Genomic DNA, 13,605 nt, shown 5'->3' with positions numbered 1-13,605 from the left:
AAGGGTCACCAGGCTCGGTGCAAGAGTTCGGTGGCTTCGGGGAGGGACAGGTTGGCCCGCCGAGCAGCCCGCGCGAACACGGTCGCCGCGGCGCGAGTCTCTTCGTCGTCTACCCGACTGCGTGACGCGAGCACGAACGTGCCGTTCCGCCCGCGCGTCTCGACCAGCCGCTCTGCCTCCAGTTCCTTGTATGCACGAGCGACAGTGTTCACTGCAAGCCCAAGGTCCCCCGCCAACTGCCGAACGGTAGGCAACCGAGTCCCCTGCGCAAGTTCGCCGGTCCGGATCAGCCCGGAGATCTGGTCCTTCACCTGTTCGTACGGCGGTTTCGCTGCCGCCGGGTCGACCGAGATGATCATCCGGCAACTCGCTGCACCCGCTGCAGCCCGCGACGGCTCGCGGCGACCATCAGCGCCGTACACCACAGCCCCACCGACACCAGGAACAGCACTGTGGCGAGCGGCTCCACATACCCCGGTACGTCGGAGGGCCACTCGAAGGACATCGGCATTGCCGCACCGAGCAGCCACGCCACGGTCAGCACCGCCGATCCGATGTCCCGCAGCGTCGTCGCTCGCAGAGCCTCCTGCCACCGCAGCTCGGCCTCGCGTCCGGACGATTGGTTCACGCGTAACACCGTACGCGTCAGGAGCAGCCCGATCGCCCACACCACCACACCGGCCAGACCGCTGGCGATCAGGATCCAGCCCCGCGCCGGGTGGTCGTTCGTACCAAGCACCACCAGAGCGAGCGCAGCGCCGACCAACGGCACGACGACGCACCCCTCGTAGATCGCGATCTCGACCGGGCTCAGGTAGTCGCTCAACCTCCGCGGCCGCAGCGCCGCGAGCCGCGGCCCGTCGGCGCGCGAGGCCCGAACGGTCCGGTAGCCGTTGATCAGCGTCGCGAACCCGCCGAACGCAGCCGTCGCCGCCAGCAGCCAGCTGACCAGCCGGATGTCCAGCGCAGCGCCGGGCACGAAGCCGAGATCCATGCCGAGGTGCACGAGCACGACGGCGGCACCAGCAATCAGCACACCGGCCAGTACGCCGAGGATCAGGATCTCCTGACGGCGCCGGTACCACTCGAGGGCCGCCTCGACGAGGTCACGCTCCCCCGGCAGCCCGCCACGCTCGACGCGCCGATCGACCTCGCGCTGCGCCGCCTTCCGGCGCTGGGTCCACAGGATCCCCGACCCCAGCACCATCAGCATCAGCGCGACCACCCACAGCACCTCCACCGAAACCACGCTCCCTCGAGATCTTTGTACCAAATGTATTGATACAAAGAGCCTAAGTCAACCGAGAGTCACGCGAAGTCGGATGCCGTGTACGCCTTCTGCTCGACCAGGACGAGCCAGTTGCCCGAATTGTCCCGCAGCACCGCCTCCACGCCGTAAGGCCGATCCGCCGGCTCCTGGATGTACTCGACGCCGCGCGCCGTCAACTCGGCAAAGGTCTTCCGGCAGTCGTCCGTAGCCAGCCCGACCCCATGCATCGAGCCCTTGGCCATGATCCGCCGGATCCACCCCGCGGACTCCTCGTCCATCGGCGGCCCGGGCAGCATCAGCGCCAGTTCGAGCTCGGGATGGTCGGCCTGATGCACGGTGCACCAGCGGAAGTCCTCGCTGAGCGTGATGTCCTCACCGAGCTCGAATCCGAGCTTCTCGGTGTAGAACGCCTTCGCGTCATCGATGTCGTTGACGTAGACCGTCACCAGGCTCACGTTCGTGATCACAGTTCCTCCTCAAAGGTCGTGTGTACGACGCTAAGCCCCGGACTCCCCCGCCGGCTTCTCCGGAATTGCGGAGTTCAATCCGAGCATGAACACGAAGCATCCCGGGATCCGCGCCCCGTCTGCGTCCGCTGGTACGCCGTCGGGGTCATCCCCACCAACTCGGTGAACCGCTGCGAGAACGAGCCGAGACTGCTGTACCCGACCAGCCCGCACACCTCGGTCACCGTCAGGTTCGTCGCCCGCAGCAGATCGGTCGCCCGCTCGATCCGCCGCCGGGTCACATACTGCATCGGCGTCTCGCCGTACTCGGCCGCGAAGCAGCGCAGGAAGTGGTACTTCGAGACACCCGCGGCGGTCGCCAGGGCGGCGAGGTCGAGCGGCTCCGCATAGTTGCGATCGGCAACATCCCGGGCCCGCCGCAGGTGCGGCAGCAGCTCCACCGGTACGACGATCGGCACCCTCCGAGCCTAGCCGTACGGGCGGGTCGCAGTACGACTGGATCCGCCGACCGAAGGTGGCGACTCCGCTTCAGGTGTCCAGCCAGTCGCGGACCCGCCGCCGGAGGAAGTCGAGGTCGGCGGGGATATCGCGAGGCGAGCCCGCGCGATGTCCCCAGATGCTGGGGATCTCCACGAGTTCAGCCGCCGGCAACGAGGCCAGCTCCAGCTCGTTGTCCGCGGTCCGGAAGTAGAGGTCGGTGGCCGAAGGCATCAGCAGCACCCGGGCGGTGATCGCCCCGAGCGCAGCGACCAGATCGTCGCCGAACGTCGTACTGATCTCGGCCTCCAACCAGGTGAGCGCCTGCGCGTACAGGTCGGCGGCGACGCTCTCGGCGAAGTGATCCACCCAGTCGGTCTGCAGGAACGAGTCCAGATCCGGCGCCCCCAGCACGGACTCGAACAACCGCGCCCGGTAGAAATCCTGGCTCAGTCCCCAGCCGGCGTACACGTGCGCGAAGGCGCGCTTGGCGGCGACCGGCTCGGCCGTGAACCGCCCGTTGCCGCAGTACTCGGGAGCGGTTCCAGGATCCGCAGCAGGCCGGACAGGAAGACTCGGTTGTGCAGCGAGGTCCGTGCGCTCCCGCAGACGACGATCGCCCGCTCGACGAAGCCGGGGTAGAGAGCCGCCCAGTGGTACGCCTGGCCGGCGCCCATCGAGAAGCCGTACGCCGCAGCGAGCCGGTCGATCCCGAACTCCTCGGTGAGCAGCCGGTACTGCGCGTGCACGTTGTCCGCCATCGTCACGAGCGACGGGAAGTCCGGGTCCGTCGACGCGCTGGAGGACAGGCCGTTACTGAACATGTCCGGTATCACGATGAACCACCGCTCGGGGTCCAGTACGCCGTCGGGCCCGATCAGCCACTCCTGCGTCTCGTGGGTCGCGCCGTAGCTGCAGGGGTAGACGATGACGTTGTCACGATTCGGCGACAGCGTGCCGTGGGTCTGCCAGGACAGTTCGGCGTCGCGGATGACGCCGCCCCGCTCGGTCTCGAGATCCCCGAGTTTGAAAATCCCGGTCCGCACGGTCGGCACTGTGCTCATGCCAGCACGCCGGTCGGGAGCAGGGCGTGGACTCCCCAGGTCTGGTTCGCGACCTGGGTGATACGGAGGTCGACCGCGGTACTGGCAAGAGCCAGGGCGGTGCTCTTGTCGACGTCGAGAATCGCCTGCATCCAGCGCACCATCGCGTCCAGGGCGTCACCGGTCGCGACGTTGAGGTCGGCATCGAACCCGAAGGTGATCCGGCCGTCCGGAGTCTCCGCATGGATCGACTCCACCGGTCGCGGCTCCCGGACCAGGTCCACCGTCAGCGTCGTCGTCATCGGGCACTCGATCGCCGTACCGCCCACCTCACCGTCGCCTTGCGCGGCATGACCGTCGCCGAGGCTGAGCATCGCGTCCGCGACGGCGACCGGCAGGTAGAGCGTCGAGCCCGCAACCAGGGACTTGCAGTCGATGTTGCCACCGCCGATGGCACGGGGCGGGATCGTGGAGTGCTCGCCGGTGATCTCGGGAACCACGCCGATCACGCCGAGGAAAGGTGCGAGCTCGCGCGTGAAACCGCCGTTGCAGCGGCCGGTTCCAGCGTCGGCGTCGAGCTCCCAGAGCAGCCAGGACGGTTGTTCGGTGACTCCCAGCCGCTCGGTGATCGGCGACTTCAGGGCGCCGGCGACGGTCCAGCCCCACGGGTCGGGAGTGAGGGAGACCAGGTGAATCGCGAGCATGTCACCAGGTTGTGCTCCCCGGATCGCGATCGGTCCGGTCAGGCAGTGACCGCGCGCCTCGGCGAACATCTTCGGCTGCTGCTCACCGGGTGTCCGCTGCGGTGACAGGTAGCCCGAGGCATCCAGTGAATGGACGGTCAGCGTGTCACCGGGGTCGATCGTCAGCACCGCCCGCAGCCCGGCGCCGAACACGTCGACGGTGGTCTCGGGGGTGGCGTCGAGCTTGTGGTCCATCGTCTACCTCGCAGGCGTGAGGACGTGAGTGGTCAGGGGGTGGTGGCAGGCAACCGCGTGCAACCCCTCGGAAGGTTTCAGCACCGGAACCTCCGTCGCGCAGCGCTCGGTCGCCAGCGGGCACCGGGTCCGGAACCGGCAGCCGCTGGGCGGATCGATTGCCGACGGCAACTCTCCGCCGAGACCGGCCGAACGAGCGACCGCGTCCCGGTTCTTCGCCGCCCCCGGCACTGGGATGGCCTTGATCAGGCCGGCCGTGTAGGGGTGACGCGGTGTGTTGTACACGTCCTCCCCGGCGCCGAGCTCGACCAGCCGGCCGAGGTACATCACCCCGATCCGGTCGGCCAGGTACTTCAGCAGGGACAAGTCGTGCGAGATCACGACGTACGTCTGGCCGTACCGCTCCTGCAGCGACCGCATCAGATTGAGGATCTGCGCCTGGACCGAGACATCCAGCGCGGACACCGGTTCGTCCGCGACGATCACCTTCGGCCGGAGCGCCAGCGCTCGGGCCATCGCGATCCGCTGTCGCTGACCGCCGGAGAACTCGTGCGGGTAGCGTTCAGCCGCCTCGGGCGGCAGTCCTACCGCGGCCAGCAGCTCGCTCACGGTTCGGCGTCGTTCGCGCCGGGTGCCGATGCCCTGGGCCGCCAGCGGTTCCGCGATCAGGCCGGCTACCGTCATCCGCGGGTCGAGCGCGGCGGCCGAATCCTGGAACATCATCTGGAGATCGCGGCGGCGCCGGCGGAATCCGTTCCGGCTCTGCGCGGACAGGTCCCGGCCGTCGAAGCTGACCGAGCCGCTGGTCGGCTGTTCCAGCCCGACCAGCATCCGCCCGAGGGTGGTTTTGCCGCAGCCGGATTCCCCGACGATGCCCAAGGTCTCGCCGGCGGCGATGGTCAACGTCACCCCCGAGACGGCTTGCACGGCCCGCTTCGCGTCGAACGGTCGCTTCGACCGTACCCGGAACCTCTTGTGGACGTCGAAAAGCTGCACGAGCGAGTCGGTGCCACGCGGCGGCGCTGCCGTTCGGTCGCCGGCCGCCGCTCGCACGACCGCAGTACGGGCGTCCGCCGGATGAAGGCAGGCGTGCAGGTGATCCGTGCCGACCAGCGCCGGGTCGGCGCCGCGGCAGTCGTCCTGCGAGAAGGCGCACCGCGGAGCGAACCGGCAGCCTGGTGCCAGGTCCAGCAACGCCGGCGGACTGCCGGGAATCGTCGCCAGGGCCGCGTCCCGGTCGAGTTCCAGTGTGGGCATCGCCGCCAGCAACGCCTCGGTGTAGCGATGCCGCGGCGCCTCGAACAACTCCCGTACGCCGCTCTGCTCGACCATCTGCCCGCCGTACATGACGGCGACCCGGTCCGCGTACTCCGCGATCACGCCCATGTCGTGGGTGATCAGCAGCACGCCCATCGACAACTGCGACTTGAGCTCGTCGATCAAGGTCAGGATCTGGGCCTGGATCGACACGTCCAGCGCGGTCGTCGGCTCGTCGGCGATCAGCAGTTTCGGATCGCACATCAGGCCGAGCGCGATCATCACCCGCTGCCGCATCCCACCGGACAGCTGATGCGGATAGTCGTCGAGGCGCTCGCGGGGTCGCGGCATCCCCACCAGTCCGAGCACCTCCATGGCACGCGCGGTTGCCGCCGCCCGGCTGCTGTCGACGTGGATCCGGTACGCCTCGCGCAGCTGGCTACCGATCGTCCGGACCGGGTTCAGCGAGGTCATCGGATCCTGGAAGATCATCGCCAGCTCGCTGCCGCGCACCCGGCGCATGGCCGGCTCGTCCAGTTCGGTCAGTTCCCGGCCGTCCAGCCGGATCGAGCCGGCGGTGATCGACCCACCGGGCGGCAGCAGCCGCATGATCGACATCCCGGTCATCGTCTTGCCGGACCCGGACTCACCGACCACTCCGAGGGTCTGCCCGGCCTCGACGACGAAGCTGACCCCGTCGACCGGACGGATCCTGCCCTGGGCAGTAGCGATCTCGGTCCGCAGCCCGTTCACCTCAAGCAGACTCATGTGCGATGTCACCTCCGTGACGGGACAGCCGGACGGCGAGCCGGCGGAAGGAGCGCCCGAATCTGACACCGGCTCGTGGATCGAGCACTCGCATCAGGTGGTCGCCGGAGAAGTTCGCGAGCAGGATCGTCGCCATGATCGCCAGCCCGGGAAAGGTCGACAGCCACCAGGCGTCGGCCAGGTTGGTCGCGCCGGCCGCCAGGTCACTGCCCCAGTCCGGCGCCGGCAGCCGGACACCGAGACCGAGGAAGCTCAACGTGGTCGCCGTCAGCACACCCCAGCCGATCGCGCTGCTGCCGAGCACGACGACCTCGGTCAGAAGGTTGGGCAGCAGGTGCCGCCACGAGGTCCGCAGCGTGGTGGAACCGAAGACCTTGGCCGCCTCGACGTACTCCGCCTTCCGCAGCCGGCGGACCGACGACTCCACCACCCGGGCGAAGCCGGGAGTGAACGCGATCCCGATCGCCAGCACGATGCTGCGAACGCCGGAGCCGGCGGTGGCGATCAGGATCAACGCGATCAGCAGCACCGGCAGGGCGAGGAACACGTCCACCAGACGCATCACCGCGGCATTGAGCCAACGCGGAGCCACCCCACCCAGGACGCCGATCGCGACACCCGCGGCGGTGGCAAGCAAAACCCCCAGGAAGCTCGCGATCAGCACCGGACGCGCGCCGTACACAGTGCGGCTGTAGACGTCCCGGCCGAGCAGATCGGTGCCGAAAAGATGGCTCCCGCTGGGTCCCTCGAGGTGCGCGTCACTCGTCGCGACCGGGTCGGTGTGGGTGAGTACGCCGGGCGCGATCAGCAGCAGGAGCACCAGCAGGATCGCGAGGCCCAGCGCCGCCCATCTCACCCGGCTCATGCGGCGGCCTCCTGCCGCGTGCGTGGGTCGATCGCACCGACGATCAGGTCGACACCGAGATTGATCACCACGTAAGCGATCCCGATCACGACGACCGCGCCTTGGACGACCGGGATGTTCTTGCTCGTGATCGAGGTGGCCAGGAAGCTTCCTAGCCCGGCCCGCCCGAAGATCACCTCGGTGATCGCGGCGCCGGTCAGGATGTTGCCGAACTGCAGCCCGATCGTGGTGACCGCCGGCACCGAGGAGTTCCGCAGTACCTGCCGCAGGAGCACCCGCACCTCGCCACTGCCGCGCGCCCGGGCGGACTTCACGTAGTCGCTGCGCATCTCGTCGATCACCCGGCCGCGGACGAGCCTGGTCAGGATCGCCGCGTAGCCCCAGCCCAGCGAAACCGCCGGCAGCACAAGGCTCTTCGCCGTACCGTCGTCGATCGCGGACAGCAGGTGCAGCCGGACGCTGAACACCAGCACGAGCAGCAGGGCCAAGAAGAAGTACGGAACCGCGACGCCGACGAACGAGATCCACCGCGCCACAGTGTCCAGGATCGAGCCGGGCCGCATCCCCGCGACCAGTCCCAGCGGTATGCCGATCAGCACCGCCACCAGCATCGAGCTCGCCGTCAGGACCAGCGTGCTCGGAGCCCGGGACAGCAACTCGTAGGCCACCGAGTTCTGCGTCAGGAACGAGGTACCGAGGTTGCCGTGCAGCAGGTTGATCGCGAAGTCCGCGTACTGCCGCCACAGCGGCTCGTCCAGTCCGAGCTGCTGTCGCAGCGTCGCGATCTGCTCCGGTGACGCATTCGCGCCGTACAGGATCACCTTGGCCGGGTCACCCGGTACGACGTGCACCAGGACGAAGGCGATCAGCGTGATACCGATGACGACCGGGATCGCCGCGCCCAGCCGGCGCACCACGAACAGCGTCATCAGCCGAGCGTGGCGCTGTGGAACGCCAGGTAGCCGTTCAGGGTCTGGTGCAGGTTCCGCACCTTGGGCGAGAGCGTGAACGCTCCGGCCACGTCCCACAGCGGGAGATACATCGAATCCTGCATCAGCTTCTGACCGACCTGTTCGTACAGCCCGTTGCGGGTCGCGTCGGCAGCGGTCGAGTTCGCCTTGGCGATCAGCTTGTCCACCGCGGGGTTGGCGTAGTGCGACCAGTTGAAGCCGGACTGGATCGCGTTCGAGTTGACCCAGATGTTGAGCAGGTACGGGTCCGCGCCGTAGTAGCCGAACGAGCCGAGATTGTGTACGCCGGAGTTGAAGCTGGCCTGCGCGGTGGCGAACGGCTGCACGCTGGTGTTCGAGCTGAACCCGACCTTCTGCAACTCCGACACCACGAACTGGGTCGGCAGCTCCAGCCCGCCGCCGCTGAACAGGATGATCTCGAGGTTCAGCCTCTGGCCGTTCTTGGTGCGGGTGCCACCGTCGCCCGCTTTCCAGCCGGCCTGGTCGAGCAGCTTGCCGGCCTTGTCCGGATTGTAGGAGTAGGTCTTGCCGGCCGCTGCGCTGAAGCCCGGGGTGATCGGGGTCAGCACGTTGTGCGCGGGCTTGTACACGTCGTACAGCACGTTCTTCACGAGCGCGTCCTGATCGACGGCGTACATGATCGCCTGCCGCACCAGCGGGTCGTCGGTCGGCGGTTTCGTCACGTTGATCGGCATTCCCAGCGGCGTTCCGATCGAGGGCACCAGCAGCTGCTGGTACTTGCCCGACTTCTGGGCCGCGGAGATGTTGTTCGGCGGCAGGTTCATCGCGATCTGCAACTGCCCGCTCTGCAGAGCGTTGTAGCGGCCGCTGTCGTCGGTGACGATGCGGAAGACCAGCTTGTCCAGCTTCGCCGGGCCGTCGCCCAAGGCCTTCGGCCCCCAGGTGTACTTCGGATTCTTCAGCAGCGTCAGCTGGCTGCCGGGCTGGTAGCTCTGGAAGGTGAACGGGCCGGTCCCGACCGGGTTGTTCCCGAAACCGATCGGGCCGTACTTCGCCAGCGCGGCCGGTGAGGAGATCCCGAAGTTGCCGGCCGCCTGCTGATGCAGGAAGGACGCGTTCGGCGCGGTGAAGACGATCTGCACGGTGTAGTCGTCGAGGATCTTGGTCTCCTTGTACGGCCCGAGCGCGCCGAGACCAGACTTGGACTTGGTCTTCGGGTCGACGACATGGTCGTACGTCGCCTTGACCGCCTTCGCGTCGAACGGCGTCCCGTCGTGGAACGTCACGCCCTTGCGCAGCTTGAAGGTGTACGTCGATGCGTCGGGCGAGATCGTCCACGACTCCGCCAGCCCCGGGTGGAAGGCGGCCCCGCCGTTGCCGTCAGGCAGCCAGTAGACCAGCGGGTCGAACAGCGCGAACGAGATCAGCAGCGTGAGCGCGAGCCCGGTGGCGCCTGGGTCGAGCGTGTCGGGGGCGGCGTTGATCCCCATCGTCAGCGTTCCTCCGCCGGCGGAGGTGGCCGCGGACGAGGTGCTGTCGCCACAGGCTGTGACCATCGGGGCGAGGCCTACCCCGGCGGCGAGCCCGCCGCCCCAGCCGAGCAGCCTGCGGCGGGTGATCTGGCCTGGAAGTGTGTGGTTCATGGACGGGCTCCTTGGGCAGGAACGAAGAGCTGTTCCGTATGTTGTATACGGTCTCTGCTACGTCCATGTTTCGCCGCGGGCACGGGGTGGTTTCGTCTCGGTGCTTTACGTCCGTGGCGACTGTCGCCGTTCGCCTGTAAAACAACGGGAATGTGCTGTCCGGCGCAGGAGATCCGGAGGAACCGAGGCGCTGGCGCGGGAAGGACTGCGGTTGAGCGCTGTATACGGAGTCTCGGGAGCTGGGGTCAGCGCTGTATACGGAGCCTCGGTCAGCTGAGGTCGTGGAGCGGCTCGGTCGGCTCCAGGTGCGGACGGAGCGCGTTGCGGACGCTGAGCACGTGGTGACGCGCGGCCGCCTCGGCCAGGTCGGGATCGCCGGCTGCGATCGCCGCGATCAGGCCGTGATGCTCGTCCCAGGCGGCCGGGTTCTGCAGCGGGGCACTCTGCCGCAGCAGCCACTGTCCACGCTTCACCATCGGGATCGCGAGCGCGATCAGGTAGTCGTTCCTGGTCAGTTCGAAGACGAGCGAGTGCAGCTCCGTGTGCAGGGTGGACAAGACGTCGAGGTCTTGCTCCGGTCCGGACTCGCGAACCAGATCGAGAATGGCCCAAGCCCTTGCGATCAAGGCGGTTTCGGGATCACCGACGGACGCAGCCAGCCGGGCGCCGAGCGGCTCCAGCGCGAGCCGGACCTGGAAGAGGTCCTCGGCTTGCTGAGCCGATAGCTTCGCGACGAAGGCACCCCGCCGGGCCGCGACGTCCAGGAATCCCTCGGCCTCGAGCACCCGCATCGCCTCCCGGATCGGGTTGCGCGACACCCCCAACTGCTGGGCGAGCCGGTCTTCGACCAGGCGCTCTCCAGGCGGCAGCGAGCCGTCCAGGATGAGGCGCCGCAACTCTGCGGCGACAACGTCGCGCAACGGCCGATGCCCCTCGCCGACCAGAACCGGGTTCGTACTCACCCGGTTCATCGTATACGAACGAGGGTCTTTCGGTCTGGGCCGAAGGTTTGGCGATCGCCGGCGAGCCGGGCGACGCTGGCTCGCATGAGAGTCGGACAAGGTGGCAACGGACCGGGACCGCTCACACCGGACGGCAGCGCGGTCGAACTCTACGAAATCACGCAGGTGCACGGCGAGGACGAACTGATCAACGCGGCGATCGGCCCGGGCAGCAGCATTCTCGAGCTCGGCTGCGGGACCGGGCGGATCACCCGGCCGCTGCTCGCGCTCGGGCATCAGGTGCTCGCCGTCGACGAGTCGGCGGACATGATCGCCCGAGTCAACGAAACCGAGACCATTTGCTCGACGATCGGCGAGCTGAGGCTGGACAGGCAGTTCGACGTCGTACTGATGATGTCGTTCCTGATCAACGTCGCCGACGACGCGGAACGCCTGCGCCTGCTACAAACCTGCGCCCATCACGTCCGGCCCGGCGGCTCGGTGATCCTCCAACAGCAGACCCCGGGCATGCTGCGCGGTCCGGCCGTAATGGTGAACGAGCAACGCAGGATGGAGATCTCCGACGTCGAGGAACTCCCCGGCAACCGCCAAGCTGCGACGCTGACCTACACCATCGACGGCAAGACGTGGTCGCAGCGGATCCTCACCCAGAACCTCTCCGAGGACGACCTCGCGGCCCAGCTCGCCGAGGTGGGCCTGCAACGGACCGCCTACCTCACCCCGGACAAGACCTGGGTCCGCGCACAACCCGCCTGACGCGCCGCGATGCCGAAGTACTGGCCCGGCCGGCTCCGGCGTCGCGGGGTTGTCGGCGTTGTGCGCAGCGCGCATGGTGGTCGAGGGGAGGCGATCGTCGCAGGGGGTGCGCAGCCGATGAGTCAGACCAGTGGGCAGGCGGATGGCGAGCCGGCGACCGGCGGTCAGTCCGCCGATCCACAGGTGCTGATGCGGAGCCGGCAGTACCGCGGCCTGCTGGTCGTGTCGGCACTGATCGGCGTGGTCGTGTCGATCGCGTCGTGGGGCTTCCTCGAGGTCACCCACTGGCTGCAACAGGCGCTGTACTTCCACCTTCCCAAGTCCCTCGGTTTCGACTCGGCTCCGTGGTGGTGGCCACTGCCCGTGCTCGCCGTCGCCGGACTGGTGATCGCGTTCGCCATCGTGAGACTGCCCGGTCATGGTGGCCACGAGCCGTCCGCGGGACTGAAGACCGGCGCACCGACCACTCCGGCCGAGTTGCCCGGCGTCATAGTGGCCGCCGTCGCCACGGTCGGTCTGGGACTCGTCCTCGGACCGGAGGCGCCCTTGATCGCCCTGGGAGGTGGAGTTGCCTTGTTCCTGGTGGACCGGGCGAGGCGACCGGTCCCCGACCAGGCCAAGCTCATCCTTGCCGCGGCCGGCGGGTTCGCCGCGCTGGCGACGATCTTCGGCTCGCCGGTCATCGGCGCGGTGATCATCATCGAGGCCGCGGGGCTCGGTGGACCGACGCTGCCGCTCATCCTGCTGCCGGGTCTGCTCGCGTCCGGTATCGGCTCTCTGGTCTTCGTCGGGATCGGCAGTGTGACCGGCCTGAGCACCAACGCGTACGCGCTTGCGCCGCTGACGCTCCCGGCGTACCCGACGCCGCATCTATTCGACTTCCTCTGGACTGTCCCGCTGGCCTTGGTCGCAGCAGTTGGCGTCTTCGCGGTCATGACGGTCGGGCGGCGTACGAGCTCACTGGTCGTACGGCGCCCGTTCTTGCTGATTCCGCTCGCTGCACTGGTGGTCGGTCTGCTGGCCATCGCCTTCGCCCAGATCAGCGGGCAACCAGCCGACGCTGTGCTGTTCTCGGGTCAGGATGAGATGTCCGCAACCGTGCAGAGCGCCGCGACCGTCTCGCTGGGCACGATCGCGCTGCTTCTGGTGGTCAAAGCCTTGGCGTGGGGCGTGTCGCTCGGCGCCGCTCGCGGCGGTCCGACATTCCCCGCCATCTTCCTCGCGCTGGTCGGCGGCCTGCTGGCATCGCATCTCCCGGGGTTCGCGGAGACCCCGGCCATCGGAGTCTTGATCGGAGCGTCCGTCGTCGCAGTACTGAGACTGCCGCTCTCCGCGATCGTGCTCGCTCTGCTGATCACCCGGGCGGGAGCCGGGGTCGCGCCGCTCGTCATCGTGTCAGTGGTCGTGGCTTACATCGGCACGCTGGTTCTGTCCGCACGCGGCACGTCCACCCGCGGAGGGTGACGCAGTCACCGGCTCTCGTCGTCGGTGGGCGGGCGGCCCCGACCTCGGCCGGGTTGGACGGCGTTCACGACTTTGGCCACCGCGGTCACGAGGAACAACTGGCCGAACAGCATCTCGGTGACCGCGAGGCTCTGGCCCGGGTTCTTCACCGGGACGAGGTTGCCGTAGCCGGTCGTGGTCAGCGTCGTGAACGAGAAGAACAGGTCCTCGGAGATGTTGCCCTCCCCCTGAGTCCCGAAGAACGGCCCGTGCTGCAAGGCCCCCAAGGCCCGGTAGGAGAACGCGAACGCCATACCGAGCATCAAGTACGCGGCGATGGCACCCAGCAAGGTCTCGACGTCCACGGCCGGTCGCCGCACCAGATGGCGGACGATGACACCTGGTGCGATCAGGTAGAGGAGGCCGCAGGTCACCGCGATGAGACCGCCGCCAAGGTGCTCGCCGGGGATGAACAGCCGCAGGATCGCAACCGCGGCCGAGGCGACCAGGACCGCGCTGGCGACGGCGCGGACGCGGCGCCGGGCCTGCGAGGCTTGAAGCGTCGTCCAGATGGTGCCGATCTGCACGAACAGCACCAGCGACAACGCCCACGTCGCCGTGACCGTCGCCGACACGGTGTAGGTGACCAGAATGAGCACCAGCACCAGGCCGTAGCTGTCGGGCGAGCCGAAGACGTCACGCAGCCGTCTGGCGCGGCGGCGCCGTGGTCGCCGCACCTGCCCGTCGGGGTCGTCCACCACGCTTTCGAGCACACCTGAGACGG

General features: G+C 68.2%; 15 protein-coding genes. 2 read left to right on the top strand and 13 right to left on the bottom strand.

The window, feature by feature from the left end:
• Positions 1 to 5: 5 nt before the first annotated feature.
• The 12 genes from AB0J62_RS23190 to AB0J62_RS23135 all read right to left on the bottom strand — a co-directional run bounded on the left by AB0J62_RS23190 (position 6) and on the right by AB0J62_RS23135 (position 10,622).
• Positions 6 to 359 carry a GntR family transcriptional regulator gene (locus AB0J62_RS23190; protein WP_130449679.1) on the bottom strand — a complete coding sequence of 118 codons (354 nt, stop codon included), beginning with the start codon at positions 357 to 359 and terminating at the stop codon, positions 6 to 8.
• A complete protein-coding gene (locus AB0J62_RS23185) occupies positions 356 to 1,240 on the bottom strand; it encodes a hypothetical protein (protein WP_363874608.1) in 885 nt (294 codons plus the stop codon). Before AB0J62_RS23185 ends, AB0J62_RS23190 begins: the two co-directional genes overlap by 4 nt.
• 68 nt (positions 1,241 to 1,308) lie before the next feature.
• Positions 1,309 to 1,737, bottom strand: coding sequence for a VOC family protein (locus AB0J62_RS23180; RefSeq protein WP_363874605.1), 429 nt, complete (start codon positions 1,735 to 1,737; stop codon positions 1,309 to 1,311).
• Positions 1,738 to 1,811: 74 nt separating this feature from the next.
• Positions 1,812 to 2,195 carry an AraC family transcriptional regulator gene (locus AB0J62_RS23175; protein ID WP_363874602.1) on the bottom strand — a complete coding sequence of 128 codons (384 nt, stop codon included), beginning with the start codon at positions 2,193 to 2,195 and terminating at the stop codon, positions 1,812 to 1,814.
• Between the two features lie 70 nt (positions 2,196 to 2,265).
• Positions 2,266 to 2,685 (bottom strand): hypothetical protein, encoded by a 420-nt coding sequence (locus tag AB0J62_RS23170; RefSeq protein ID WP_363874599.1) that lies wholly within the window; start codon positions 2,683 to 2,685, stop codon positions 2,266 to 2,268.
• Positions 2,664 to 3,260 (bottom strand): alpha/beta fold hydrolase, encoded by a 597-nt coding sequence (locus tag AB0J62_RS23165; protein ID WP_363874596.1) that lies wholly within the window; start codon positions 3,258 to 3,260, stop codon positions 2,664 to 2,666. Before AB0J62_RS23165 ends, AB0J62_RS23170 begins: the two co-directional genes overlap by 22 nt.
• 14 nt (positions 3,261 to 3,274) lie before the next feature.
• Positions 3,275 to 4,195: an acetamidase/formamidase family protein gene (locus AB0J62_RS23160; protein ID WP_363874593.1), complete on the bottom strand. Its 921-nt coding sequence runs from the start codon at positions 4,193 to 4,195 to the stop codon at positions 3,275 to 3,277.
• A 3-nt stretch (positions 4,196 to 4,198) separates the two neighbouring features.
• The gene (locus AB0J62_RS23155) at positions 4,199 to 6,220 is read right to left on the bottom strand and encodes an ABC transporter ATP-binding protein (RefSeq protein WP_363874590.1); all 2,022 of its coding nucleotides are present in this window, start codon (positions 6,218 to 6,220) and stop codon (positions 4,199 to 4,201) included.
• On the bottom strand, positions 6,207 to 7,085 hold the full coding sequence (locus AB0J62_RS23150) for an ABC transporter permease (protein WP_363874587.1): 879 nt from the start codon (positions 7,083 to 7,085) through the stop codon (positions 6,207 to 6,209). The genes AB0J62_RS23155 and AB0J62_RS23150 overlap by 14 nt, the downstream gene beginning before the upstream one ends.
• Entirely contained in the window at positions 7,082 to 8,014 is a 933-nt protein-coding gene (locus AB0J62_RS23145; RefSeq protein ID WP_363874584.1) for an ABC transporter permease, read from the bottom strand. The genes AB0J62_RS23150 and AB0J62_RS23145 overlap by 4 nt, the downstream gene beginning before the upstream one ends.
• On the bottom strand, positions 8,014 to 9,660 hold the full coding sequence (locus AB0J62_RS23140; protein ID WP_363874581.1) for an ABC transporter substrate-binding protein: 1,647 nt from the start codon (positions 9,658 to 9,660) through the stop codon (positions 8,014 to 8,016). The genes AB0J62_RS23145 and AB0J62_RS23140 overlap by 1 nt, the downstream gene beginning before the upstream one ends.
• Before the next feature lie 269 nt (positions 9,661 to 9,929).
• Entirely contained in the window at positions 9,930 to 10,622 is a 693-nt protein-coding gene (locus tag AB0J62_RS23135; protein ID WP_363874578.1) for a GntR family transcriptional regulator, read from the bottom strand.
• An 84-nt stretch (positions 10,623 to 10,706) separates the two neighbouring features.
• Between AB0J62_RS23135 and AB0J62_RS23130 the strand changes: the two genes are divergently transcribed.
• Positions 10,707 to 11,378 (top strand): class I SAM-dependent methyltransferase, encoded by a 672-nt coding sequence (locus AB0J62_RS23130; protein ID WP_363874575.1) that lies wholly within the window; start codon positions 10,707 to 10,709, stop codon positions 11,376 to 11,378.
• A 117-nt stretch (positions 11,379 to 11,495) separates the two neighbouring features.
• A complete protein-coding gene (locus AB0J62_RS23125) occupies positions 11,496 to 12,842 on the top strand; it encodes a chloride channel protein (RefSeq protein WP_363874572.1) in 1,347 nt (448 codons plus the stop codon).
• 5 nt (positions 12,843 to 12,847) lie between these two features.
• On the opposite strand, the gene AB0J62_RS23120 is transcribed toward AB0J62_RS23125, so the two are convergent.
• Entirely contained in the window at positions 12,848 to 13,594 is a 747-nt protein-coding gene (locus AB0J62_RS23120; RefSeq protein WP_363874569.1) for an ion channel, read from the bottom strand.
• Between the last annotated feature and the right edge of the window lie 11 nt (positions 13,595 to 13,605).

Source organism: Kribbella sp. NPDC049584, from assembly GCF_040675555.1.
Lineage (GTDB): Bacteria > Actinomycetota > Actinomycetes > Propionibacteriales > Kribbellaceae > Kribbella.
This window is presented reverse-complemented; position numbering and strand designations above follow the sequence as displayed.

Bases quoted from the DNA above. Each gene is read 5' to 3' on its own strand.
- AB0J62_RS23155 (WP_363874590.1), bottom strand. From the start codon at position 6,220: ATGAGTCTGCTTGAGGTGAACGGGCTGCGGACCGAGATCGCTACTGCC.
- AB0J62_RS23160 (WP_363874593.1), bottom strand. From the start codon at position 4,195: ATGGACCACAAGCTCGACGCCACCCCCGAGACCACCGTCGACGTGTTC.
- AB0J62_RS23130 (WP_363874575.1), top strand. From the start codon at position 10,707: ATGAGAGTCGGACAAGGTGGCAACGGACCGGGACCGCTCACACCGGAC.
- AB0J62_RS23150 (WP_363874587.1), bottom strand. From the start codon at position 7,085: ATGAGCCGGGTGAGATGGGCGGCGCTGGGCCTCGCGATCCTGCTGGTG.
- AB0J62_RS23140 (WP_363874581.1), bottom strand. From the start codon at position 9,660: ATGAACCACACACTTCCAGGCCAGATCACCCGCCGCAGGCTGCTCGGC.
- AB0J62_RS23190 (WP_130449679.1), bottom strand. From the start codon at position 359: ATGATCATCTCGGTCGACCCGGCGGCAGCGAAACCGCCGTACGAACAG.
- AB0J62_RS23125 (WP_363874572.1), top strand. From the start codon at position 11,496: ATGAGTCAGACCAGTGGGCAGGCGGATGGCGAGCCGGCGACCGGCGGT.
- AB0J62_RS23145 (WP_363874584.1), bottom strand. From the start codon at position 8,014: ATGACGCTGTTCGTGGTGCGCCGGCTGGGCGCGGCGATCCCGGTCGTC.